This is a genomic window from Nostoc sp. CALU 1950 (assembly GCF_051172895.1).
Taxonomy (GTDB): domain Bacteria; phylum Cyanobacteriota; class Cyanobacteriia; order Cyanobacteriales; family Nostocaceae; genus Nostoc; species Nostoc edaphicum_A.
Map to the genome: position 1 here is coordinate 1 of NZ_JBDNJQ010000129.1, position 24,898 is coordinate 24,898.

Genomic DNA, 24,898 nt, shown 5'->3' on the forward strand with positions numbered 1-24,898 from the left:
GGCGCACAGCTAGCTGTGCGCCCCTAAAAAGTATCTACACAATTAAAATCTGAAGCATTCCTGGAAACACATCTATCCTATGGAGTACTTTTTAACAAAATAAATAAATATTTATATAGTTATTTAAAGATTATGTAATCTCAGTATTCAAACCCGACGCTGTAAAGCTGAGAACTCAACGCATTATCGTCTATCGGATGTAGCACAACCAAAGGAGGAATGTCAGGGTTATGAGATGTACCTTTGGGTAGTGAAGTCAAGCAGGTGAAATATTTATTAATATTATTAATAGTAAGTGTAAATTCAGCGTCAGGAGTCCAAAAAAATTCCTAATGACAGGTATTTTGCATCAATCACCAGATTCTTCACTAACGGAGCAGAAGATCATGAACGACCAAGAACCATCAGACTCTAAAGAGTTCGTCGGAAATCTCAAGAATGGGATTTGGCTATTTGGCCTGTCATCCTGGGTATTTGGCATTACCGATCGCAGTATTGCTTCATTTGCAGATGGTTATCTATCTGCTTTGGACTTGACGCAACTGTTCACAGCGGCTACGTTCTTTGTGGCGTGGCTATTTTTGAAACCGACATCCAGAGTTTAGAATCGGCGACTGGTTGAGCATCCAGTCATTCTGCACGCTAGTCTTGTAAAGATTCAGAAAGTTATCTATTTGATCGCTGTAAGGGGTGTGCCACAGAATGCATAGATTCTTTTGTCTTAATCACAATCAGGGTAATTCGTAAAATCTCTGAATTACCTCGATTTCTAGGCTTTTTCCTTCTCCTTTAACCCTTAACCGACAAGTATTGAGTCGTGTATCTAGAAAAATTTTTCTAATTTTCCGGAATTGATTATGGTCAGATGGTAGTCTCTATCAGACTACCGATTTATACTGAAACTCTATAACGAAACCTTCGGGGTATATAACCCCATTTATGATTAAAAGCCCGGTCTTCATGGCCGGGCTTTTGACAGGGAATTAAAAAAATTGGGGTAATTCTGGAAAATCTCAGAATTACCCCGAATTTCAAAAGTTAGGAGTTAGAAATTGTTTTTAACTCATCACTTCTCATTAAATTAGGCAAACGCAGCGGTTGTCACATCGTTATTAGACAGAATTTCTTGCAACTCTTCAGCGTCTACTGTTTCTTTGTCAACCAGCATTTGTGCTATCTGATCTAAAATGTGGCGGTTGCCCACTAACACTTCTTTAGCGCGTGTATAGGCAACATCTACAAGTTTACGAACTTCTTCATCAATAGCTGCGGCGGTTTCTTCAGAAAAATCGCGCTCTGACATGATATCTCGTCCGAGGAACATGTTACCTTGTTGACGACCAAGGGCGACTGGGCCCAAGCGATCGCTCATCCCAAATCGGGTAATCATCTGACGAGCAACCCGTGCTACTTGTTGGAGGTCATTAGAAGCACCAGTGGTAACTTCTTCTTCACCAAAGATTAATTCTTCAGCAATTCGACCACCTAAAGCCACAGCCATCTGATTTTCCAGATAAGCGCGGCTGTATAAACCAGTGTCCATCCGGTCTTCGCTGGGGGTAAACCAAGTTAAACCACCTGCGCGACCGCGAGGGATAATGCTAATTTTTTGTACTGGGTCATAGTCGGGCATTAAAGCACCAACTAAGGCGTGACCAGCTTCGTGATATGCCACCAAGGTTTTGCGCTTTTCGCTCATTACTCGGTCTTTCTTCTCTGGCCCAGCTAATACGCGATCAATTGCGTCGTTGATTTCATCCATCGAAATCTCAGTCAAATTCCGGCGTGCTGCCAGAATTGCAGCTTCATTCAACAGGTTGGATAAATCTGCGCCAGTAAATCCAGGTGTACGACGGGCAATTTTATCCAAGTCCACATCTTTTGCCAAGGTCTTGCCACGGGCATGTACCTTGAGAATTTCGCTGCGTCCGGCATAGTCGGGACGGTCTACCACAACTTGGCGGTCAAAGCGACCAGGACGCAACAGTGCTGCATCTAGGACATCAGGACGGTTGGTAGCGGCAATAATGATGATGCCAGTATTACCTTCAAAGCCGTCCATTTCTGTAAGCAACTGGTTGAGGGTTTGTTCCCGCTCATCGTTACCACCACCTAAACCTGCACCCCGTTGACGACCTACAGCGTCAATTTCATCGATGAAGACGATACAAGGAGCATTAGTCTTAGCTTGTTCAAATAAATCGCGGACGCGGGATGCACCCACACCTACGAACATTTCCACAAATTCCGAACCGGAGATTGAGAAGAAAGGTACACCTGCTTCACCAGCTACGGCACGAGCTAGGAGGGTTTTACCTGTACCAGGAGGGCCAACTAACAGCACACCTTTAGGAATTTTTGCACCAACAGCGGTAAAGCGATCGGCGTTTTTCAAAAAGTCTACGACTTCGTTTAATTCCAACTTGGCTTGGTCAATACCAGCGACATCACTAAATGTCACCTGAGTTTGTGGTTCCATTTGCACTCTGGCTTTGGATTTGCCAAAGTTCATCGCTTGGCTGCCTGGGCCACTTTGAGCGCGACGTAGCAAGAAGAATAAGCCAACCAAAAGTAATACAGGGAAAAATAAGCTGCTTAGTGCCTTAAACCAAAATCCTTCATCGGTTTGGGGCAAAACAGAAATATCAACGCCTTTAGAAGTCAGAGTATTAATCAGGTCTGGATCGTTGACTAAGGTAACAATCCGTTTCGCTGGGTCATATTTGGGTGTAACCAGTGCTGTAGAGCGATCTGCACTCAAACTGACTTTTTCTACTCTGCCTTGCTGAACTTCTTGAATAAAGCGACTGTATCGCCATGTCTCTCTGCTTTGGGGTTGTTTGTCAAAAAATGCTGTTCCCAGCGCAATTACGACAATAAACAGCAGCGCGTACAGCCCTGCATTTCTCCATCTTTTATTCACTAAGGTCTATCCTCCGGTATTTTTCGCGCGATGCCTAGCTTCTCTACTCAGAAAAGTCATTATTAAGAATTATGTTAACTTATCTTAAGATATAACAAATTTGGCGTGAGTGTCATACTTAAAAAAGCCCCTTTATTAGCTGAAAACTCTGATGGTAGGGATTATATTGTAGCGACCCTGAAGGCTGATTAACGGTATGAATGGGAATAATTTCTACCACACTATTAGTGTAGGCGATCGCTTCAAATCTCTGGACTAACTCTAATGTCCAAGGTTCCTCTCGTACCTGCTGCTGCTGGTTTTGCAGCCAGTTTACAAGTTGCGATCGCATAATTCCCGGCAAAATTCCTGCTGTTAAGGGTGGCGTGTACCAACTGCGATCGCACCATCCCCAAAGGTTGCCTGTACTGGTTTCTAGCCAATTTCCTTGGGCATCGACTAATATTGCTTCTTGAGCATCTAAGCTAGTTTTTGCTAACCAAGCACTCAAATAGTTTCCAGTTTTATGAGAGGGGAGAGAGCGAGAAAATTCTGAACTAGCAACGGCGCAGATAACACCATTTTTTTGTTTTTCTGTCAAATTTTGTGGTAATAATCTGCCAGTTATCCATTCCCGTCCATCGGGAAAAAGGGTAATTCTGAGAACGGGGAAGTGTGCGAGGAGGATTTCGGCACCTTGACGCACACGGTTCCAGTCTGGTTGATGCCAGCCAAAAGTTTGTAGTGAGAAAAGTAAGCGATCGCAATGTGCTTGCCAATTAGTTAAATTATTATCCAGCGAGTTCTCATAAACCCGCAATGTTGTAAAAACAGTTGCCCCATAAAGTAAACCTGGATCGTTAATGTTTAATTCTAGGGTTTGAGACTTAATTAGTTTACCGTTGTACCAAAAGAGGTCATTTGTCATCCAATATCCAACGCCCCATTGCTTAATCTTTTGGTGGAAATACAATTTTATTAGTACCTTCAGGAGTTGTAACTACTTTTCCTCCTAAAGCTTCGATTTCCTTAATTGCTCGTTTTTGAGTTCTCTCATCAACTTGATTATTTAAGACCATTGACCAAGTAGAAATTTGTGCATATTTACTGTTAGGATTTCGACTCAGAAATTCCGCAGTTTTTTGGGAAGTAGTAGCTATAAGCTGACTCTCTTCATCGGAAAAGTTACTAGCCCAGTTTGCCGCCGTTGCAAAAGATTGTTGGGCAGCTTGAGCATTGCCTAAAAATAATAACTCATCAATTCCTTTGTAACGCCAGATATAATAAGACTTTTCGGGAACTGAGGGAGATAGTGATTTTAAGCCTTGCTCTGATATTGCGATCGCACGTTCTGGCATAGCAGCATATAATGAAGTACTAATAGAAAGACTCCGATACGCTGCTAAAAATCGCGGGTCACGTTCTAAAATTACTTCAAAATATTCTGGACTTAAACTGTAACCTGTTTTATCCCGAACTTCATCATCTCCGAAATATTGTAAAAAATTGAGATATACCAAATCTGCGATGAAGTTATCATAACCAAAACTAGGCATTTTTTGGAGAAATTTAAGACGGATATTTTCAGATTTTATTTCTTTCTCTAGAGTTTCTAAAGAGGCAGCTTGTTTGCTACTTATTAGTTTTTGTAATTGGGGAAATTGAATCAATCCCACTCCTAATATACATACACAAGCTATTAAAGGTGTAGTAAAAGATTGACGATATAGCAACATATTTTTCTGTTTTTATCAGCATAGTCATAATTATTATATACATAGAGCTATGGGAAAGTTTGGTTAGCACTTACGCCTCTAAGCTTTGATAGGCAAAATATCGAACAGGTTGACTAAAATAAATTTATTTAAATACTGGAATAAAATTATACTTTAGTTTCGTCTTTACTCTGAGATATACCTTAGATTCATTTGTCTAAAATTAGAATCTAATTTATACCGATTGTAACGAGACGCCCAAAAGCTAGTTAAATAATTTTTCAGAATCACGCCACCATATAGGACAACGGAAAAACCCCTTCCACAGTGCTGAACTCACTGCAAAGCAGTGGCTCCAAAATCTGAAAATGGTATTATTCTTTTTCTAAAATAAATTTGGCTTTAGGAAAGCATAACTTTTTTTAGGAAAAAGTTCTTGAAATATTAAGTTTTCTTGATTTTAGTTACTTTTTTTTAGTAAAATCCTTGAAAGTTTTGACATAGCCTAAAATTGTATTTTGTTTATATTTAAATCTGTAACCTCTAGAATATCATGCTGAATAATACTGTTGACGAAAACACAGAAATTAATGGTCAAGCTAGCGAAAATGGGGAAAGAAATAGTCAATGGAGCAAACCAAGTAGTGAATTTAAAAGAAAAGTTAAAAAGCTGAATACTAAAGGAGAAGGATTCAATATTGATGACATTATTGATGCCATTCAAACAGCAATAGTTGAAGTTGTTGAGCTAGAAATTACCACTTGGGTTCCAGAGTCATCTACTCAAATTGAAGAAATACAAGGGCAACAAATTGCTCAACCAGGGAATCGAATGCACACCATAATAAATCTAATTGATGGTGATATTAATAATGAAGTTGGTAGTCAATTTGTTGGTAGTGGTTCATATACAGAACTTCGCGAATTTCATCTAAGTCAAATAAAAGAAAGTCGAGAAATTATGCAAAAAAATATAGAAAGTTTGCAAAAGTTGTATGGATTTTTTATAGAAATTATGAAATCTCGTAAAACTTCACAACAATCACTACCCCGTCCATAGTAATCGTTATTTATTAATAATCACTTTAAAATACCTACAGCATCGGAACTTGTCCAAATCTGTAGGTTAATTTGCTTTAGAAAAATCAAGGAAATTATTATTATGTCCAACCAAATTAAAGAACAAGCCAGGGATTTGCTAGGGAAAATAGTTTCATCTGTACATGGATTAGTCGATGATATTACAGCTTTAGAAGTAAATACGATGGTTGTCGAGCAAATTACTGGCGCAAAGTTTAATGCTTGGCAAGCCTATGAAGAGATTTATTCAATAAAAGACAAAGACTACTTTCATGTTAAAGGAATTCCAAATCCAGACAAATTACCAGAACCAGAAAAAACTCAAGCCTATGAATTACAAAAACTTTATAAAAGTCTATTTTCGCAGCTAGAAAAAGAATATTTTTATATTCTCCTTGAAAAAAGTACTGATACTACTAATCCAGACCCCAGGATAATACGATATCAGGAGCGTCTTAAATATGAAGTGGAAAATGATCCAAATATTCTTCCAGAAGATCCGGTGTACATAAAGTTAGCTCGACCAATATTGCCTGCTCCAACTCCTGTTGCAGATGAAGAAGATAATCAAAAGAATTTGCAGCAAAGGTGGAAAGAGATTGAACAACTTTTGAATAATGGTAAATTCATTCGGACTCTACGGAAAATGTCTGAACTTAAAGCTGCACTAGATGGTGGTCATATTAACAGCTTAGATATTGATATTATTTATGCTCAAACTGTTATGCAGTTAGATGGAGATATTATCAGCCGTTACCATAAAAAGCTATTTCAATTACCTGAAGTGGATAGAGATTTAATCTTAAAAATACATAATGAAGGGATAGTTGCTGGGGAAAAACAGTGGCGTGGAACGCTAGAGTTTCTGATTGGTATTATACAAAATATCGCAAAATTATCCCAACAATGAACGCTTATAAAACACACACAAATAATGAAGATGATCTTCAACTCTCTTTCTTTGTGCAAATACCTCAAGGCGCTCCTATTGAACTTGAAATTAAGGTTGAGCCAGGACAGTATAATTTTTATCTAAATAGGGCAGTTTTAAAACAAATTGAGGAAGCGCGAAAAATAGGCTGCTCTCTTTATGTTCCACCAAAATTATTAGCTTATATTTTGTACTACAACTGCTTTAGCGATAATATTTGCTTTAGCAAAAATACTGTACAATTCAAGAAATTAATTATTCATAAAAAAATCTTTAAAATTTTTGACGATACTTTTATAGTAAGTTTTATCAAATTGTTCTGGAATAAATCACTACAAAATAAATCGGCGTTACAGTACGGAGTTACTTTTAATTTTTATTATCAAGAAGATACATCAGGTCTATATTTTTGGAAAGAGCAAGATATTGTTTTACAAAGTAGTGTCTTGTTTTATGGCGACATAATTCACAAAATCAAGAGTGAATTTATTCAAAATCCTGAGTGTTTAAATATTGTTTATGTACATTATTGGCTTATTGAACAAATACTAAGCTATCTTCGGACCAAATTAAATCTATTGGCTTGGGAGCTAGCTTCGCTGTTTCCTGCTGCTTTTTTCGCTTGGAAATTACACTTAGCACAATCACTTACACTTTCATTATCAATACTTGCTGGACTAGTAACGTCTTTTGTATTTGCTACTATTCGCTATTGGCTTGCTAACCAACTTCCAAGATGGACTTTTATCAGTTCTCAATCTCGAAATTGGCTGGCGTGGGGACTAACTTGCATCACTTCTAGTATTTTTCTTTTTACTCCCACTGATTTCTTATCTTTGCTATTTTTGTCACTAATCGGCCCGCTCTTAAAATGGGTTTTTAGTATTATAGTGGGGCAAGTTGGTAAAGGTTTTATGCGTTGGTTACTAGCTTGAAAATCGGGTATGGGGCATTTAAAAAGAGATTCTTTCGTGAAAAAATCACGGGTATAGGGTAACTGGATATTCAAAAATGTTACCCAGATTAATCAGACTTGCTAATTACGAATTACATATCACGAACTTTTTTCAAAAGTTGCCAACACTGTTGAGCGATCGCCCAATCCTCTTGAGTATGAATAACCAATACCCGTACTGCTGAATCGGATGTAGCAATATCCTCATCCATCGGCTGCTGTTGATTTTTCTCAAGGTCAAGTTTTAATCCCAAAAATCCAAAGGCTTCACAGGCGGCTTGGCGAATTTCCGCAGAGTGTTCACCCACACCGGCTGTAAACACTAAAGCATCTAATCCGCCCAAACTGGTAAGCATTGCACCAATACCAGAACGCAAGCGATGTACGTAGATATCCCAAGCCAGTTGAGCGCGGGAGTTACCTTGAGCGATGGCTTCTCTCACTTCACGCATATCGCTAGAGACACCCGAAATTCCCTTTAACCCAGAGGTTTTATTTAAGATATCATCCAATTTTTCGATGGAGTAATTACCGTACCGTAACAGGTAAATTAAAATCCCCGGATCAACTGAACCAGAACGACTACCCATCATTAATCCTTCTACGGGCGTAAATCCCATAGTGGTATCAATACTGCGACCATTTTTAATCGCCGCTAAAGAGCAACCATTGCCCAGATGGCAGGTAATTAACCGCTCATGTGGAACATCTTGACCAAGAATTTGGGCAGCACGTTGAGAACAGTATTGGTGACTGATACCATGAAACCCATAGCGACGAATACCTTGCTCTACCCACTGATATGGGCCGGGATAGATTGCGGCTGCATCGGGTAGAGTGGCATGAAATCCAGTATCAAACACTGCTATTTGAGTGACATTTCCTAAGATGTTTTCAATTGCTTCTATCCCTTCCACCGCGACTGGATTATGTGCTGGTGCAAGGTTAGACAAACCAGCGATCGCCTTTTTAACATCCTCCGTAATTACCACACTATCTTGATAATCCTGTCCACCATGTACTACCCGATGCCCCACCACATCGATTTCTGATAACTGATCAATTACCTTGGTAGCACCATGACTAAGTGTATTGAGCATATAGTTGAGGTGTGCTTGTCGGGAGTCACCAGAGATTGATTCTTGCAGCTTTACACCCGTAGTAGTTTTCACCTCAATTTCTGCCACACTCTGATCTTGAGTCCAGTTGATTTGCCCTTCCCAAAGGGGTTGAAGTGCTTGGGTGGGGAAAGCTTCATCTGTAATTTCATACAGACAACTCTTTTGGCTGCTCGATCCGGCATTCAGCACCAATATTTTCATATAACAACATAAAAACATGATCTCTTTTGATCATGTCACTAAGTCTGGCCCCATGCTTAGTTTTCTTAACCAGGGCTTACGCAAACAATAGCCGAAAAAAATGATTTTCAGGTAGGGGCAATTCATAAATTGCCCCTACGGCGTATAGTTTTGCATAAGTCCTATTAACGATGGGTAAAAGAGACTGGGGATTGGGGACTGGGTTTGAAGGTTTTAAGAGTGTGCAAGAAAAGAAACACCCTAGTTAAATCGTTATACTAACTGTGGGAGGCTGTTTATCTATCCAGCCAAATTCCATAGTTGTGTTTTTTATAGCTTGCTGCACTATGTCCTTCTTCAAAACCCCGCTGATTGGTTTAAAAGCTGACTCATTTCGTCATCCATTAGACCTGGAAGCTACCAGAGCGCTCAAGCAGATACCAGGCATAGATATGTTGGTGCGAAATTGGCTTGGGCCAATGGCAGAGCAGGTTTTCTATGTGGAAAATATTGCCTCCAGTGTTTTGGTGGGTGAAAAGCAACTGCCCGATTTACATAAGTTGTTGTTAGACGCTTGTAAAATTCTGGATATAGATCCTCCCCAGTTGTACGTCCGGCAACATCCGGCTCCCAACGCCTATACTTTTGCTGTGCGGGGTAAGCAGCCTTTTGTTGTGCTACACACTTCCCTGATTGATATGCTTACACCAGAAGAAATACAGGCAGTAATTGCCCACGAGTTGGGGCATCTCAAGTGTGATCATAGTGTTTACTTGACTCCTGTAAATTTACTGATATTAGCTGCGGCGATTGTGCCCAATGTTGGAACCTTTGTTGCCCAAGCCATACAGGCGCAACTTTTAGAATGGGTACGCTGTGCTGAGTTTACCTGCGATCGCGCCGCATTACTAGCAACCCAAGACCCCAAAGTTGTTATGTCTGTGTTAATGAAGTTGGCAGGGGGTTCTCCAACCTTAGCACCGCAACTGAATCTTGATGCCTTTGTTGCCCAAGCCCGCGCTTATGATGATATTAGCAAGACAGAACTGGGTGAAATGGTCAAAGCTGCTCGTACAGCCCAATTAACACATCCAGTGCCAGTGCTACGGGCGCGAGAAATTGATCGCTGGGCTAGCAGCACAGAATATCAAACTCTGTTGCAAAGTCACGGACTGAAGTCTACTAATAATGAAGTTGCACCCAAAGGTGGGTGGCGCAATTGGTAGAGTTACTAATCACGATCCTCCTCACACCATAGGATTACAAGTCTAGCCATTAGAAATCGCAGCTGATAAATTATTTTGCCGCAATACACTAATTATGATTGTGAAAAATTAATCACTGAATTTGAAGGAAAGCGATGTCTACGATGGCTACGCCTACGCACCATCATCTGCCAGATACAACGAACAAGCAAAGCTTGATCACGAAAATCATGATTTTGTTGACGGCAGCTTATTATAGTTACGTGCGATCGCCTGTATGATTTTATGATAGTAGCCTGTCGCTGAAGAGTCTGCGGTAGTGTAGGCGTAGCCCGTCATAGACATCACTCAATCATCACCAATACTATAAATACTTCTGCAACAATAACCCTAACTTTTCCTTAGTCGCCGCTGGTGCTTTATCCAACTGAGTCAAAATCGCATACTGCAACGCCGAATGCGCCTCACTCTGTGGTGGATTTTCACTCAAGCGCCGCACAGTTTCTTGAATCACCTTTTGAGCATTCACAGCATTCCGCAGCAAATTACCAATCACCAATTCCACCGTCACACTGTCATGGTCTGGATGCCAACAATCATAATCTGTCACCAGCGCTAAAGTTGCATAAGCAATTTCCGCTTCCCTTGCCAACTTCGCCTCTGGTAAATTCGTCATGCCAATGATTGTTGCATCCCAACTGCGGTAAAGATTCGATTCTGCCTTAGTGGAAAAAGCCGGCCCTTCCATGCACACATAAGTACCGCCGCGATGGAGAGTAACTTCTGGTAAATTGAGAGATGCGATCGCATCTGCCAACACAACAGCTAAATTCTTACAAATCGGATCACCAAAGGCAATGTGAGCAACAATTCCCTCACCGAAAAACGTTGAAATCCGATTTTTTGTCCTGTCAATAAACTGATCTGGCACTACCATATCCAGTGGTTTTGCCTCTGCTTTTAAGGAACCTACAGCACTAGCTGAAATTAAATACTTCACACCCAATTGCTTCATCGCATAGATATTAGCGCGAAACGGTAACTCGGAAGGTAAAAGCGTGTGATTGCGACCATGACGCGCTAAAAAAGCTACCCGTGTACCATCTAAAGTCCCCAGAATCAAAGCATCTGATGGTGGACCAAAAGGAGTCTCGACTCGCACCTCTTCGACATCTTTGAGGGCATCCATTTTGTAAAGACCGCTACCACCAATAATCCCAATACTAGCTTGAGCCATGATTCTGAACCTGTTTCTTGCTAATCTGCTAAGTTATTTTATCGAAAAGGGGAGTAGTATAAAAGGCATTCAGGAGTGCTGAGTTATGTTAGCGGTAGCGGGGCATTGAGCCAGTGCTGAGTTCTGATTAAGAAGTAGTACTTATGAATCTTCACACTCAGCAATCCTGAACATAGTGTATAGTCAATGCTTAATGTATAGAAATGTTAAGTAGACGCACTCCTACGCAGAGAAACAAAGCAAGCGTTATACTTTTGGGAAAAGGCTTGTTTTAACCCCTGCTTTTAACATTTTTATAAATCAATGACTCTCAATTTTCGCTTTGCGGTAGTCAGCGACTTACACCTGGCACTTCCTCACACAATCTGGGATCATCCCAGTAGATTTCATCTGGTAGAAGTAAGTATCTCAGCATTTAAAAGTGTACTAGAACATTTAACACAACTCGATTTAGATTTCTTATTGTTGCCAGGAGATTTAACTCAGCACGGCGAACCAGAGAATCACGCCTGGTTGCAACAATGTTTAGCCCAGCTACCTTTTCCCGTCTATGTTGTTCCTGGTAATCATGACGTTCCTGTGCTATCGGCTGATCAGCAATCAATTGCTTTTACGGATTTTCCCTACTATTACACGAAGTTTGGCTATGACGATCCACGGCAGATTTACTACATTCGTCAATTGTTACCTGGAGTTAAGCTGATTGGACTGAATTCTAATTTATTTAATGACCAGGGTGAGCAGGTGGGGCGTTTGGATGCCAAACAGCTACGGTGGTTAGAAGAGGTGCTGGCGGCATCTGGTGATGACTTAGTTTTGGTGATGGTGCATCATAATGTGGTAGAGCATTTGCCCAATCAATCGAGCCATCCACTGGCAAATCGCTACATGTTAGCGAATTCAGCAGAACTATTGCAGTTGCTAAGACGCTACGGAGTCAAGCTAGTGTTTACGGGACATTTGCATGTTCAGGATATTGCTTACTCAGATGGAGTATATGATATTACCACTGGTTCTTTAGTTAGCTATCCTCACCCTTACCGAGTGCTAGAGTTCCATCGAGATCAGCAAGGCAAAGAATGGCTGCAAATTTTATCCCATCGGGTAGAGTCTGTACCTGAGTTCCCCGACTTGCAACAGTCATCGCGGCAATGGATGGGCGATCGCTCTTTTCCCTTTCTAATCAAGCTACTGACTCACTCTCCATTAAACTTACCGTTATCACAGGCAAAAGAATTAGCTCCTAGTTTACGCGACTTCTGGGCAACTATTGCCGATGGAGATGCAGTATTAGATTACCCTCATTTTCCCCCAGAAGTGCGGCGCTACATTCAAACATATAGTGCATCACAATCTAACTCAGCGATCGCCACTGGTGGAACTTTGACTCTGATTGATAATAACACCACACTTTTGCTAGATAAGAGTTAGGAGTTAGGAGTTAGGAGTTAAAAGATGATTGAACACTCAGCACTCAGCACTCAGCACTGTTTTGGCGACAAATTCCAAATGCTGAAGTGTAGGCGTGTAAGAAGGTTCTGCCACCAACAGGGCCAATTTCACCCCCACAGAAAAAGCCACCAACAGGAATATCGTTAAGATAGCGCCGAAATAGTTCAGAATCGAAGTTGGGTTTACCATACAGTCCTTCACCTCGCCCCAGACAGGAAAACATCAAAGCAGCCACAGCAGAGGGTTCAGATTCTCGTTGGTCTTGATAACTTTTGAGGAGTAATTCCAGGTCTTCAGCGGAGGCTTCAGCATCACGTAGGTGGAATTGCAGCCTTTGACCGGGACGGACGCGATCGCCAATTGCGATCGCCCCAGCTGTTGGATCGACCCCAAGAATACCACGAATTAAAAAGTCTCCTTGCTGCAAAGCCAGCTTAAATTCATCCATCGCCACACCCACAAACAAAGAGTGCTGTGCTAATATCCGTTCTTGTTCGCTGAGACTCGAAATCAAATCTCGCAACACCACTAAAGGTACTTTTTCATCTAACTCCAGAATAATATTGCGATCGGCCTTTGTGACTTGCAACGGCTTGCCAATCGGTCGGCATCCTTGGGCTACAATCGTTTCCAAAACAATATTGCCAGTCAAAGCTATACCAACAGTGCCCTCACGATACAGGTTTTGGTGTTCCTCACCGCCAGTATCGTTACAAAATAGAGCAACACGACCACCCATACCCCCACCACTAGCCTGTCCCCCCACTATCACTGATCCTGGATAAGCAAAATCCAGCCCCTGCAACAAATCGTTGATTCCAGAGGCGAAAGAACTAGACAGCAAGATGAACTGGGGTGTAGGTGATGGTGGCACACCGATCAAATCAAGCCAAGCATCTGGTGAACTGTCTAAGTCAGGTAATTCTTCCGCAACAACATGAAAGACTTGAATATTCACTCCTGGAAGGTGTGCTAAAGTCAAGCTAATAGCTGGTTCAGCTTCCAACTCTTGGGTTTCTCCGTTAACTGTAGTCCCAATCACACCTCCACCACTACAGCCAATTAGTATTGGCACAGAAAGTTTTTCAGCTAACAAAGGTAACAGTCGGGAATACTCACTCGTAAAAGCAGACGAAATGAATACCAGTCCTAGATCAGCTGGTGCTGTTAACGATGAGACAGCTCGTTCCACCACATCTGTAACAGCGGCTTCCAAAGAATGACGGGTTGATAGGGCATTTGCCCACTGCATTTGGTCTGCCATGAGTTTTGAGCTTCTTTATCTTTTTAGGCTAGTAGGTTTTGATTTTTTATTTTGGGAAGAATTACATCTTACAAGAATTGACGCCAGCCCTTTGTCTCCTCTATCCCAAGAAGCTGGGGTTATTATTCCCTAATATAGGCATCTAAATATATTGTATGATTATTTATCTATGCTACTGATTCCACAAAATCTTAAAAAATAAAGGTAAATGCATCACATCTGCACTGTTTTGCTGTATTGGTTATAAATCAATAGGCTAGAACAGTAACTTATGATCAGCTAAATGGTTAGAATGGTTAGTAATCATGCCAAAAACTGCCATTTCTGAAATTTTTCTATACTAGTATTAACAACACACAACGAGACTAAAGCAATGACCAACATCCAAGAAACAGCAAAAGGCGACATCCAAGAGAAAATCCAAGAAGAAGTGGAACAAGCGCGTACTGTCTGTGATATAAACGGTAGCAATTCACCAGAGTGTGCTGCTGCTTGGGATGCAGTAGAAGAATTGCAAGCCGAAGCTTCTCACAAACGCCAAAGCAAGCCAAAAAATTCTCTAGAACAGTATTGTGATGACAACCCAGATGCAATTGAATGCCGGGTTTACGACGACTAGAAATTGAGGCGAGTGAATTTTGTTCCTTTGGTCAGTAAGCAGCTAAAGATTGACCAAAAAAGACGCGAAGAGTGGGGGATGGGGCAACGCGGAGAGTCGCCCCATCCCCCTTAATTATTTCTTGATAAAAAATTCCTTAATTTAGCTTGTAATATATTTTCTCAAAATGAAACAACAAATGAATTGCCTGTAGAGACGTACAAATGTACGCCCCGATAAACTCGTTTGTAAGTAAGTCGGTGCTAATATTTACAGCTATGTTAAGGAATTTGGATGTAGGATGTGTTGTCGCACAGCGCAACGCAACGTCAACAATTTAAGGTGCTTTAGCCTATGGAATAACACACCTACGGCTAATTTATATTTCTTCGTATACATTAAATTTTTCTCGCCTACTTACTTCGGATAAATTTTGTGAAATCGTAAATGACTATGGGAATCATAACTAATTAGTACAGTATTGAGGTTAACTACTGAGCTTTATGCTTTGATTAAACTATTATCAAGAAGAATTCATGCTGAATTCAAGAGTCATAATTCAGCATGAATTGGAGTCCGACTGACTCCTGAATCAAAGGGTTTTATACCCTAACTTATTAAGCACTCTACAATCAGGTAATGGTATAAAAACCCACTTGATTAAGTCTGACTCCTGATGTCTGAATTCCTTTTATCTATTGTTTGAGAAAAACTATGGACTATAATATTTGGTTTCGCCCTTTCGTCTGGATTGATTACCGACTGGCAGTACTATTCCTGGTAATTATTCCGCTAATTCTTCTAATTTGGGCATTTGTGCAAAAAGCAGAAGGCATACAACGCTTATTGACTATATACTGGCGAGTATCAAGCCTAGTAGCAATCACGATTTACTTAATGATTGCCCAGTATCCAGTTGGTTTTATCTCTGGATTAATGGCTCGGATTTTGATTCCGATTTCGCTCTGGTTCTGGGTGGATCTCAATGATGAAATTGAGTATCAAACCAGTGGCTCTTTGAAATTTATTTTTACCTCTTGGCGCTGGGCTATAACTGTTTATTGTATTTTGGGTACACTAGCTTCTATCCCTTTTCTGGTTTGTGCTTTTTCTGGCAGTGTACTGAAGACTGCTTATTGTAGCGTTTGGTTCGAGGCTCCGTTGTTATTCAAAGAATATTTTCATGCTAATAGTAAGGCTGAGTTCTTAGGTTTTCTTGGCATAGTTAGTTTAGTAATTTATGTGCTTTACCTAAGCTATTTTGTTTTGATTAAGCTGGGCAAGCAGGGACGCTCGGCCACACCACAGTAACCGTCTCTGTCCGCCTTACTCCTACCTCAAAAAAATGAATTTTATTGGCAAGCGATTGGAACAATACACCGCTAAACGCCCCCAAGAAGTCTTACTTGTAACGGTGGAAATTGCCGATGAGCAAGATACAATTGCTGTTTTCAAAGGCTTTTCCAGTTCTTTGATGCGCCCTACTGCATTTGATGCAGATGTACCAGTTCTACCAGATGGGGCAAACATCCTCAACATTGACCGAGTAGCCAGTCCTTACAATCCTGAAGCACCCCGTTATATTCAACAAGGACTATCTTGGCAAGCTATGGAACCTCTATTATCAGAAGTAGGAGTTTAAGTAAGTGATAGTCAAATGTGATTGATTTATTGCTTCACTCAAGCTTCTCGACTTAGCTAAGTTCGCTAGAAAGCGATTCAAAAGTTACATCTTCATAAGGAATTGCGATCGCTACCTTCGGTTTTGAAGCCAAGCATGAGAGTTATCTCCCATGCTTAGGTTAAAGGTTGATCGCCCTCTCCTTGTCGCTCTTTATTCCCCTCTCCTTTTGGAGTAGACATAATTTTCTTTTGCTGTTCTTGCAGCCAAGTTTCAAAAAGTTCATTCAGCAAGCGCACTTTCATAAATTCATCCAATTGTGCTGGAATAAATTTTTCCAACCGCAAAATCACAAACCATTCAGCGATGCGGGTAGGGGGCAATATCTGACCTGGTTGACTGCTAGAGAGCATTTGCACCATTACCGGATGTAGTGCATTCAGTTCAATCGGGCCTACCAAGCCGCCTGTTTGGGCTTCTGGCCCAAGTGAGTATTCCCGCGCCAAGTCAGCAAAAGAGTTTTCTTTTGCCTGAATCCGGAAGTAGAGTTCTTGGGCAATTCCCACATCCTGAGTTCGCAGTAGTGAATAAATTACTTTGTCCAGTTTTGCTTTGGACTGAAAAAAGTGAGATTCCAGTTTATTACCCCAAGTGGCTTGCTTGAATTTTTCAATTTTTAGCTTACGAGTGGTAATAACTTCTAGTTGATCGGGAGTCAGCCCTTGATATGCTATCCAAGCCTGGATGTCTTCTTCATTTTTAAACTGTTTTTCAGCGTAAAACTGCTGTTTAGCTTGGGCTACTTCTTCAGGTGTACATTCTATTGCTACCTTGTCCGAGCTTGAGTTTTGCTCTATCGCCTCATCAATGATCAATTCCCGCTGCAACTGTGGCAGCATTTGGTAACTTGCCAGTAAGGAAATCAGTTCACTCGCTGTGATTGTACGATTACCGATTTGGATCACTTCAGTCATTAGCTTTTGGGCATCTCAAGAATATCTAGTCTGTTCAAGAAGCTATACGTAGCCCATTTTTTAGAGCTTTTGCCTTAATTTTACCGAGTTAGGTATGCTAACATCACTTTCCCAATAATTAAATAATTACTTGTTAACATACTTAAAAATATACAGGTTATATGAGTTTTTATCAAAGATTCTACGCAAATACAACCAGATGTGAAGACAAGGACAAAAGACTAATGACAGTTCTCTCCACTACAACTTAGAAAACAATGTTATCAGACTGAACTATGGTGCTTTGAGATAACTGTGTACTCCTAGGAGGAAGCAAGCTACGCGCAGCATCTCGCACCAGAGCGTTTGGAATTTCCATTCAAGTAGAACAAGCAAGTGGCGTGATGTGCCAAGGGCGACGCTCCTAAGTCGCTATCAAGCATCTAGAGGTCTGTTAACAGTTTCAGAGGCTTAAAAAGCAGCACATCCTATGCTGCCTTTTCACATGAGGGATTGATGTATCCTACAACCAAAAATTCTTAGGTCTACAACGACTCTAAATAGTTCAAAAGATCCGCCATTTCTTGTGCACTAGGTTGAAATTTCGGCATTGGCGGTGTTTCGCCACTGATCACTTGGTGAATCAGCCCATACCGAGACTTGTGCTTTGAAACAGCTTGCAAACTAGGCCCCACTCGCCCATCTGCTTCCAAGCCATGACAACCAGCACAATTAATTTGAAAGATCGCGTGTCCTTGAATTGGGTTTCCTGTTAAGGATAGAACACTCTTGACGTATGGATCGGAGGCTTGAACCAACTGAACACCAAAAAAGCCCAAAGGGACTGCTAGCAGTATGGCCAGCGTCAATAAAACGATCCGCTGAATCAAGATTTCAGGTTTGGTAATCTGGTTATCCAAAAGGTTTGCGGTGAAAGTCTAGGTGTGCTAAAAAGTTTTCATTTCCTACACATAGCTTAAAAGTTCTTGATTGTGTCTGCAAGCACAGAAGACTATTTTCTTGTAGGCAGTCACCCTCTAAAAAGGCTGTAGGGCGCAGGATTCATACCAAATTTGGTAAAATAAAAAACAGGAACGAATATTTAATAATTACAAAGAGGAGATTTACAGTGGTTGAACCCCTGCTATCAGGTATTGTCCTTGGTCTAGTTTTCGTCACTCTCGCCGGACTTTTTTACGCTGCATATAAGCAATACAAGCGCCCCAATCAGTTGGGGGGATGAGGGAGTGCTGAGTTTTGTTAGCGGAAGCGGGGCGTTTAGCCCGTGCTGAGTTTTGAGTGTGGGAGATGATGAGGATGAGGAAGACGAGGGGGAATAATAATTGTTTACTTGCTTCCTCTGCTGCCTCATCTCCCCTTGCTCTCTGATATTCTCCCTCTCCTCTCATTCCACAATTTTGTAGAAAGTCAGTGATGTGTTGCCGTAAACTTTCTGGCGGCAAATTTCCCAAAGGGGAATCTCTGGCGGTGTCCAACCTTGTGAGGCGTGTTCAACTGCGATTTCACCGTTAGGAGCTAAAAGTTGATGGTGAGCGATCGCTTCTAATACTGGCTGGTACAATCCACTGGCATAAGGTGGATCAAAGTAGATTCTGTCAAATTGCTTGCCTGATAAAGTCTTTAACTGCTGGGTAATATCTCCCCGTGATACCCGAAATTCTTGGTCGGCATTAGCTACCTGCTGCCAATTTTGTTGGATGGTGGCACAGGCTCGGCTCGATTGTTCAATTCCCACTACTAGGCTGGCTCCTCTACACAAAGCCTCTGCGCCCATTGAACCAGTACCGGCGCACAAATCTAGCCAGTGACAACCTGCAATTTCTCCTTGCCAAATATTAAAGACTGCCTCTCTTACCCGCGCACTAGTGGGTCTAGTTTCTTTCCCTGGTAAAGTTTTTAGCTGGCGATTACCGTAAATTCTCAGGCTCATTAGTTATTAGTCATTAGTCATTAGTCATTGGTCATTAGTCATTAATTTTAGACAAAGGACAAAAAACAAATGACAAAAAGAATATTAGGCAGGAATTTTTTCGCGGACTTGAGCAACGAAATTAGACAGGATTTGCAATCCGATATTAGAGGATTTTTCGGGGTGAAATTGGACTGCCATCAGGTTTTCATGGGCGATCGCAGCTGTGATGGTTTGAGTACCGTGAGTGATGGTTGCTGCACGGATTAGCGGGTCTACTGGGTCAACATAGTAGGAATGGACAAAATACACCCAAGGATCTGATGGTAAATGCTCCCACAAAATACTTTTTGGTTGAGTCACTTCCAATTGATTCCAACCCATGTGAGGAATAGTGATGTCAGGTTCTGGACGAAACCGCCGCACTTTTCCTTTGATAATTCCCAGTCCTGGTTGAGTACCTTCAGCACTTGATTCAAAGAGAATTTGCAATCCTAAACAAATTCCTAAGAAAGGTTTACCAGATGCGATCGCTTCTTTAATCGGTTGTTCCAAACCACGCGATCGCAGGTGTTGCACTGCTGGATCAAATGCTCCCACTCCCGGTAGGACTATAGCATCTGCCTGCTCTAATTCCTTTGAAGAATAAGTAACATTAGGAGTTGCCCCAGCTTTTTCCAAGCCTTTGCAGACTGAGTGCAAATTTCCCATCTCGTAATCTACGACCGCAATTACTGGCATTTACCTGCTCCTTGTAAATTTATTATGGAGGGTTTTTCTATTCTAAATAATATTTGTTATGAAGAAAAGAATTCTATTAACTTCTTTTGACACTTGGCTAAAAGATCAACAGTCAAATTCTTCTGATGATTTATTACTTGAAGTTAGCAAACTTGAGTTGCTACCACATCACTTAACTTTTTTACGCCAGTTACCCGTAGATGTGCAACTTGCCAGTACTCAGGTAATGGAAAAAATCAAGGCAATCCAACCTGATTACATCATCTGTTGTGGCATGGCTGCAAGCCGTACACAATTAAGTGTAGAAGCAGTTGCTAGCTGTAAAGAAATGGTTTTGCAGACAGAAGTTGATTTAGAAAAATTAGTAGCAGGAGCAGTAGCAATTCAGATTAGCCACGACTGTGGGAAATTTGTTTGCGAGGGTCTTTACTATTCAGTGTTGGACTACTTAAGCCAAAATCAACTCACAGCACGTTGTATTTTTGTTCACGTTCCGGTTCTCAATCAAGAAAATTTGATGGGGATTCTTGCTGATTTCGTATTAATTATTAACAATCTGGCACTTTCATCAAGTTGTTAATGTCTGTATGGTGAAAGAAATATCTAAGTATATGTTGCCATTGTTACTAATTTTCCCAATTGCCCAATCAACTCCTGCTACACCACCTCCTGAAGAAGTCGTGCAACCACAAGAAGTACGTCCTTTACCAGGTCAATTGGATACAGTGCCAACCTTTAATAGCAATAGTCCAGAATTGGTTTTGAAAGAAGGAATTTTACTTTCGACTTTTCCACCAGATGGCAAAAAAGTACCAACGGCACATCTGAATTTTCCCTTTCGAGGACGATTTGATATTTTTGCCCACCATGTTGCTAAAGCTGAACCAGCAGAGAATTTGCGCTCGCTCTATCTAGGGATAATTTTGCATAACCCTAGTTCGGAACCGGTGAAGGTAAATATTTGGCAAGCAGCGAGTTATTTGAGTCAACCGGATGCACCATTTATTCAATTACCATCTTTTAGCCAAAATCTTTTAGGTAAAATTTTTGCCGGGCCAGGCGATCGCGTTATGTCTGATGTACTTAGGGGAAAACGACAAGAGATTTTCCCTGCCCAAATTGAGATTCCATCTGGGCAAAGTCAGATGTTACTAAATTTACCAATTCCTGTGCAGGGATTGACACCACCCTTAAATGGTCGGTCTACATTCATGCGATTGCAAAGTAATGGCACTGTCTATGCAGCTAGCCTAGCCATGTTTGCACGGGAGAATCCTGATGGCAGTGAGCGATCGCCTACTTTAGAAGAGTGGCAAAATTTACTCAATAATAGTGATGTGTCCGGGCCACGCGATAAAATCCCCACTCCCTTAGAAGAAACGGGTAAGCCAAGAATTTATGGGCGTGTTGCTGGAGTGGCTGCTGGTTCAAGATGGAGAGCGTTATTAGTAGATAATCCTAAAGCCAGGTATCTAACTATTCCCCAGCCTGGTCAAGCGTTTTCTTACGCTCTGAGTAGCCTACATGGCGGAACCTTAGGAACTGGTCAAATTCAAAGTGCTACTATGCTGGTGCGCTATCCTGACACCGCATATCGCGCTCATGGCAACTATGGAATTCAATATAATCTCAAGTTGCCGCTATACAACAATACTCAAAGTCCTCAAACTGTGAGTGTATCCATACAAACACCACTGAAGGAGGATCAGTTAGTCAAACCAGGGTTACGCTTTTTTAGTGCACCAGCTCGTCAAGTATTCTTCCGAGGGACAGTGCGGGTACGTTATAGAAATGACCAAAATCAGCCACAAACTCAGTTTGTGCATTTAGTGCAAAAGAGAGGTCAACCAGGGGAACCGTTAGTTTTATTAAAGATGAAACCAGGCGATCGCTCTTTAGTAGAAGTAGACTTTCTCTATCCGCCGGATGCTACACCACCGCAAGTATTAACAGTGTCAACTCAGGCTGAACCTCGATAATGAGTCATGGGTAATGGGTAATAGCTTTTCTCCAATTACCTATTACCAAAAAATATTAGTCAACTTCGTTAGTACTACAAAAACACCATCACCAAATAGACAAAATATTAAGAAATTTAACTATATAGAAGTGCTTGTCACCCCAAGTTTGTGTATTTAGGATGAATACTTATTTCGCTCTATGGGTTGCAATAGAAATAGGAGACTATAGCACCGAATAAAGGGACGGCATGACAACCGATCAAAAAATCAACCAAGAAACTGAGTTAAATTCGCTCCAGCACCTTATTGGAACCACGATTTTACTGGTAGAAGATGAGCCAGATATTGCAGATTTACTGATCTTCATTTTGGAAGCAGCAGGTGCAGAGGTAATGGCTTTAACCGATGCAGAAGAAGCCCTGGTTTTGGTCGAATCGCTTCATCCCGATATTCTGCTGTGCAATATGAAGTTGCCCGATCATGATGGAAATTGGTTAATTGAGCAAATTCGAGTGCATTCTTGCCTATCCTTAAGACAGTTACCTGCGATCGCAATCACTTCTTATACACGGGAGGTATCAAGTGATAAGGCTTTGAATGCTGGTTTTAATCGATTTATAGTCAAGCTTGAGAGTCCAGAAGAAATCGTAAGTGAGATTGTTTACCTGCTATCTACCGATACTGATATGTAAATACTCGGTTTTGGAAGTGTAAAGCTAGCTGTACACTTCTACAAACTACTCATCTGAAGCTAGCAGACTTTCAAAGACCTGAAGATAAATTCCACAATTGTCCTGAGAAGTTACCACACTTAGCCATGATCAGTTTATTGTTGTCTCCATCATTGATGATATCTAAACACTTATTTGACTCTGTAAACTGTGTTCGTAAACGATAATATCCACGAGACTGAGTAGGTTGTATGCTCCAAAACTGTCCTGAGAAGTTACCACACTTAGCCATGATCAGTTTATTGTTTTCTCCATCATTAATGATATCTAAACACTTATTTGACCCTGTAAACTTTGTGCGTAAACGATAATATCCACGAGACTGAGTAGGTTGTATGCTCCAAAACTGTCCTGAGAAGTTACCACACTTAGCCATGATCAGTTTATTGTTTTCTCCATCATTGATGATATCTAAACACTTATTTAATCCTGTAAACTGTGTTCGTAAACGATTATCAGTTGACTGAGCAATTCCCTCTTTTACTGGCGGCAAAGTAGCAGAGGCAGAAACTATCATAGCTAATAATACAATTTTCCTCAGAATTGTACTGATATTATTCGGCATGGCTAAGTAATACCTTTCATTTATAAATGCATTAATCATACACCTCTGCTGCACACCAAGAATTTTCATTTGGAAAATATCTAGCCAAATTTGAGGGTATTCTTAATTTAATTTTCTACCTTCCAACAAGCACTCCCAGTCTTCGCGACTAAGGTAACGTTACAGTATTTGGGTGTTATCTCTGCCTTTTTGATTCTGTATCAAAGGTTGGTGTTCTAAAAATCAACTTGATTGCATGAAAAAGACAGAGAATGCACTTAAACTTGAAAACCCTTTGCTAGCTTTTGTTGCCCCTTACCCTTTGGCTTAGTTTTGTTAACTTCTCCTAAAGCTTCCTGAAATAAGTTATGTAAATGTATGGGTACACTGGCAATGTCTGGCAACTCTGGCTCAAGAGGTTTGTGGAATTCTTGCAAAAGTCTATCCAAGTCACTTTCAAGCCTAAATTCTGGACGTTGCAAAAATGTTTGCAACACATTTTCTAATTGAGTTGGATACTGTTGCGCTAATCGATGCCAAATAAAGGCATTAATACTTTTATCTTCAAGGTAGTAGCGAACTAGTTTTTCCGCCCCTTGAACACTTTGCCAGTCCTCTGCGGATAAAATTGCTTGTACCTTACTATATGTAGGTAAAAACATTTGTCCCCAACGGGGATGAGAAAGAGCCGTTACCTGTTCTGCTTTCTTGAGTTCAGCAGGCAAATCAACCTTTGGCATCACCATTTTGCTATTGCTGCTTTTGCTGTTAAACATCTGAGAAACTGCATTTGAGTCAGCACCAAATTCTTGTGCTGCTGCTTTGATTTCCTCATCTGTGATACCAGCCGCCTCTGCTACTTCCGTCAAGGATTTAGAAGTATCAATTCCTGCGGCTGCAAAGGTTTTTTCAGTAATTACTTCTTGAAATTCTGCTATTTTTTTATTCAGATGGTATCCAGATAGTGTGATTTCATCAGTACCAAAAAAGTCCACAAACTGCTGATGATATTGTTCTACTGACTGCCAAGCTTCTTCTAGCAAGTCTGGAGCATCGCTGTAAAGATTACTTTTATAGTTTTCTTTGAAATTACCAATTGCTACAGCAAGTTTTGGTTTACCTAATTTACCCATTATTGTGTAGGGGCCAGATAACATCCAGTAGCTATCGGTAACGGGAGAAATGCGAGTGAGCAAGATTTCTCCGACTTTCAGCCGAGATATTGCCTGTAATGTTTGAGTATTGTTTGGCTTGACGATGTAGCGTTTATCTGTCAACCAGTTCGTCAATTCAAAGCCATCAGGTAAAAGATTAGTTATGGCAAATAAGCCAATAAAACTATGATGCCAACTGTTGATCAGGTTGCGATCGCTTTCTGCTAAATCTGGATGGCTTTCGATAAACAACTCTAATGGTGACTTCTCACCGACTTTTCCGACTGTCAGAAAGCTATCGATGATTAAGTCCTGCTGTGTACTATCCCCACTTCCACGGCGCGACTGTGCTGCTGCATAAGTTTCCAGTGCTTTTGCCAGTTCGCCTTCAGCATCAAGGACAAAATCAATTAAGGCTTGCTTTAATTGGTGCGATCGTTCTAATATGACATCCACAAGTTAATCTCTCATGTGCAACAGATGTAGATTATAGCGTTTGAGAGAATTACAGCATCTAGCAATAGCTAGATTCATGCTCACGAAACAAGCAGCCTAACTTTTAAAAGCAACGCCTTATGTGAATTAAGGGAGAGGATGTTGCTCAAAAGTAAGGACATCAATAC

At 41.0% G+C, this 24,898-nt stretch carries 26 protein-coding genes; 14 read left to right on the top strand and 12 right to left on the bottom strand.

Annotated elements, in window-relative coordinates; genetic code table 11:
* Window positions 1-386 precede the first annotated feature (386 nt).
* A complete protein-coding gene (locus tag ABF638_RS27275; protein WP_181930868.1) occupies window positions 387-605 on the top strand; it encodes a hypothetical protein in 219 nt (72 codons plus the stop codon).
* A gap of 476 nt (window positions 606-1,081) precedes the next feature.
* Here ABF638_RS27275 and ftsH3 read toward each other — a convergent pair whose 3' ends face one another.
* The 3 genes from ftsH3 to ABF638_RS27290 all read right to left on the bottom strand — a co-directional run bounded on the left by ftsH3 (window position 1,082) and on the right by ABF638_RS27290 (window position 4,638).
* Window positions 1,082-2,923, bottom strand: a complete 1,842-nt coding sequence (gene ftsH3 / locus ABF638_RS27280; protein WP_069074409.1) for an ATP-dependent zinc metalloprotease FtsH3 — start codon at window positions 2,921-2,923, stop codon at window positions 1,082-1,084.
* Between the two features lie 118 nt (window positions 2,924-3,041).
* Window positions 3,042-3,830 (bottom strand): aminotransferase class IV, encoded by a 789-nt coding sequence (locus ABF638_RS27285; RefSeq protein ID WP_435026024.1) that lies wholly within the window; start codon window positions 3,828-3,830, stop codon window positions 3,042-3,044.
* Between the two features lie 22 nt (window positions 3,831-3,852).
* Window positions 3,853-4,638, bottom strand: coding sequence for a hypothetical protein (locus ABF638_RS27290; RefSeq protein ID WP_435026025.1), 786 nt, complete (start codon window positions 4,636-4,638; stop codon window positions 3,853-3,855).
* A gap of 532 nt (window positions 4,639-5,170) precedes the next feature.
* Here ABF638_RS27290 and ABF638_RS27295 point away from each other — a divergent pair.
* From ABF638_RS27295 to ABF638_RS27305, 3 genes are all read left to right on the top strand, one after another.
* Complete coding sequence (locus ABF638_RS27295) at window positions 5,171-5,677, top strand: hypothetical protein (protein WP_435026026.1); 507 nt, start codon at window positions 5,171-5,173, stop codon at window positions 5,675-5,677.
* A gap of 102 nt (window positions 5,678-5,779) precedes the next feature.
* Window positions 5,780-6,607, top strand: coding sequence for a hypothetical protein (locus ABF638_RS27300; RefSeq protein WP_435026027.1), 828 nt, complete (start codon window positions 5,780-5,782; stop codon window positions 6,605-6,607).
* Window positions 6,541-7,563 carry a hypothetical protein gene (locus ABF638_RS27305; protein WP_435026028.1) on the top strand — a complete coding sequence of 341 codons (1,023 nt, stop codon included), beginning with the start codon at window positions 6,541-6,543 and terminating at the stop codon, window positions 7,561-7,563. The genes ABF638_RS27300 and ABF638_RS27305 overlap by 67 nt, the downstream gene beginning before the upstream one ends.
* Window positions 7,564-7,675: 112 nt before the next feature.
* Here the strand turns inward: ABF638_RS27305 and ABF638_RS27310 are convergent, their stop codons facing one another.
* Window positions 7,676-8,905, bottom strand: a complete 1,230-nt coding sequence (locus ABF638_RS27310) for an acetate kinase (protein WP_435026029.1) — start codon at window positions 8,903-8,905, stop codon at window positions 7,676-7,678.
* 326 nt (window positions 8,906-9,231) lie between these two features.
* Between ABF638_RS27310 and ABF638_RS27315 the strand changes: the two genes are divergently transcribed.
* Complete coding sequence (locus ABF638_RS27315; protein WP_181930862.1) at window positions 9,232-10,110, top strand: M48 family metallopeptidase; 879 nt, start codon at window positions 9,232-9,234, stop codon at window positions 10,108-10,110.
* A gap of 134 nt (window positions 10,111-10,244) precedes the next feature.
* Entirely contained in the window at window positions 10,245-10,370 is a 126-nt protein-coding gene (locus ABF638_RS27320) for a hypothetical protein (RefSeq protein ID WP_435026030.1), read from the top strand.
* 83 nt (window positions 10,371-10,453) lie between these two features.
* Here ABF638_RS27320 and ABF638_RS27325 read toward each other — a convergent pair whose 3' ends face one another.
* Window positions 10,454-11,326: an S-methyl-5'-thioadenosine phosphorylase gene (locus ABF638_RS27325; protein ID WP_435026031.1), complete on the bottom strand. Its 873-nt coding sequence runs from the start codon at window positions 11,324-11,326 to the stop codon at window positions 10,454-10,456.
* A 303-nt stretch (window positions 11,327-11,629) separates the two neighbouring features.
* Here ABF638_RS27325 and ABF638_RS27330 point away from each other — a divergent pair, with 303 nt between their 5' ends.
* The gene (locus ABF638_RS27330) at window positions 11,630-12,757 is read left to right on the top strand and encodes a metallophosphoesterase family protein (RefSeq protein WP_435026032.1); all 1,128 of its coding nucleotides are present in this window, start codon (window positions 11,630-11,632) and stop codon (window positions 12,755-12,757) included.
* A gap of 43 nt (window positions 12,758-12,800) precedes the next feature.
* Here the strand turns inward: ABF638_RS27330 and ABF638_RS27335 are convergent, their stop codons facing one another.
* Window positions 12,801-14,042, bottom strand: a complete 1,242-nt coding sequence (locus ABF638_RS27335) for an FIST signal transduction protein (protein ID WP_435026033.1) — start codon at window positions 14,040-14,042, stop codon at window positions 12,801-12,803.
* Window positions 14,043-14,415: 373 nt separating this feature from the next.
* Between ABF638_RS27335 and ABF638_RS27340 the strand changes: the two genes are divergently transcribed.
* The 3 genes from ABF638_RS27340 to ABF638_RS27350 all read left to right on the top strand — a co-directional run bounded on the left by ABF638_RS27340 (window position 14,416) and on the right by ABF638_RS27350 (window position 16,282).
* A complete protein-coding gene (locus ABF638_RS27340; protein ID WP_069074399.1) occupies window positions 14,416-14,661 on the top strand; it encodes a Calvin cycle protein CP12 in 246 nt (81 codons plus the stop codon).
* A 693-nt stretch (window positions 14,662-15,354) separates the two neighbouring features.
* Window positions 15,355-15,951 (top strand): DUF3177 family protein, encoded by a 597-nt coding sequence (locus tag ABF638_RS27345; RefSeq protein ID WP_435026034.1) that lies wholly within the window; start codon window positions 15,355-15,357, stop codon window positions 15,949-15,951.
* A 34-nt stretch (window positions 15,952-15,985) separates the two neighbouring features.
* Window positions 15,986-16,282 carry a DUF7734 family protein gene (locus ABF638_RS27350; RefSeq protein ID WP_435026035.1) on the top strand — a complete coding sequence of 99 codons (297 nt, stop codon included), beginning with the start codon at window positions 15,986-15,988 and terminating at the stop codon, window positions 16,280-16,282.
* A gap of 155 nt (window positions 16,283-16,437) precedes the next feature.
* Here the strand turns inward: ABF638_RS27350 and ABF638_RS27355 are convergent, their stop codons facing one another.
* A complete protein-coding gene (locus ABF638_RS27355) occupies window positions 16,438-17,235 on the bottom strand; it encodes a peptidylprolyl isomerase (RefSeq protein ID WP_435026036.1) in 798 nt (265 codons plus the stop codon).
* Window positions 17,236-17,759: 524 nt separating this feature from the next.
* Complete coding sequence (locus ABF638_RS27360; RefSeq protein WP_069074395.1) at window positions 17,760-18,134, bottom strand: c-type cytochrome; 375 nt, start codon at window positions 18,132-18,134, stop codon at window positions 17,760-17,762.
* Window positions 18,135-18,343: 209 nt separating this feature from the next.
* On the opposite strand from ABF638_RS27360, the gene petG reads away from it, so the two are divergent.
* Window positions 18,344-18,457: a cytochrome b6-f complex subunit V gene (gene petG / locus ABF638_RS27365; protein WP_063721252.1), complete on the top strand. Its 114-nt coding sequence runs from the start codon at window positions 18,344-18,346 to the stop codon at window positions 18,455-18,457.
* A gap of 162 nt (window positions 18,458-18,619) precedes the next feature.
* Here the strand turns inward: petG and rsmD are convergent, their stop codons facing one another.
* Together rsmD and hisH are read right to left on the bottom strand one after the other, a co-directional pair.
* Entirely contained in the window at window positions 18,620-19,165 is a 546-nt protein-coding gene (rsmD, locus tag ABF638_RS27370; protein ID WP_435026037.1) for a 16S rRNA (guanine(966)-N(2))-methyltransferase RsmD, read from the bottom strand.
* Window positions 19,166-19,249: 84 nt separating this feature from the next.
* The gene (gene hisH, locus ABF638_RS27375) at window positions 19,250-19,885 is read right to left on the bottom strand and encodes an imidazole glycerol phosphate synthase subunit HisH (protein WP_435026038.1); all 636 of its coding nucleotides are present in this window, start codon (window positions 19,883-19,885) and stop codon (window positions 19,250-19,252) included.
* 58 nt (window positions 19,886-19,943) lie between these two features.
* Here hisH and ABF638_RS27380 point away from each other — a divergent pair, with 58 nt between their 5' ends.
* From ABF638_RS27380 to ABF638_RS27390, 3 genes are all read left to right on the top strand, one after another.
* Complete coding sequence (locus tag ABF638_RS27380) at window positions 19,944-20,465, top strand: peptidase C15 (protein WP_435026039.1); 522 nt, start codon at window positions 19,944-19,946, stop codon at window positions 20,463-20,465.
* Window positions 20,466-20,496: 31 nt separating this feature from the next.
* Window positions 20,497-21,864, top strand: coding sequence for a DUF3370 domain-containing protein (locus ABF638_RS27385; RefSeq protein WP_435026040.1), 1,368 nt, complete (start codon window positions 20,497-20,499; stop codon window positions 21,862-21,864).
* A gap of 230 nt (window positions 21,865-22,094) precedes the next feature.
* The gene (locus ABF638_RS27390) at window positions 22,095-22,538 is read left to right on the top strand and encodes a response regulator (protein ID WP_435026041.1); all 444 of its coding nucleotides are present in this window, start codon (window positions 22,095-22,097) and stop codon (window positions 22,536-22,538) included.
* A 70-nt stretch (window positions 22,539-22,608) separates the two neighbouring features.
* Here the strand turns inward: ABF638_RS27390 and ABF638_RS27395 are convergent, their stop codons facing one another.
* Both ABF638_RS27395 and ABF638_RS27400 read right to left on the bottom strand, forming a co-directional pair.
* Complete coding sequence (locus ABF638_RS27395; RefSeq protein ID WP_435026042.1) at window positions 22,609-23,211, bottom strand: RICIN domain-containing protein; 603 nt, start codon at window positions 23,209-23,211, stop codon at window positions 22,609-22,611.
* Window positions 23,212-23,399: 188 nt separating this feature from the next.
* Complete coding sequence (locus ABF638_RS27400) at window positions 23,400-24,731, bottom strand: hypothetical protein (RefSeq protein ID WP_435026043.1); 1,332 nt, start codon at window positions 24,729-24,731, stop codon at window positions 23,400-23,402.
* Window positions 24,732-24,898 lie beyond the last annotated feature (167 nt).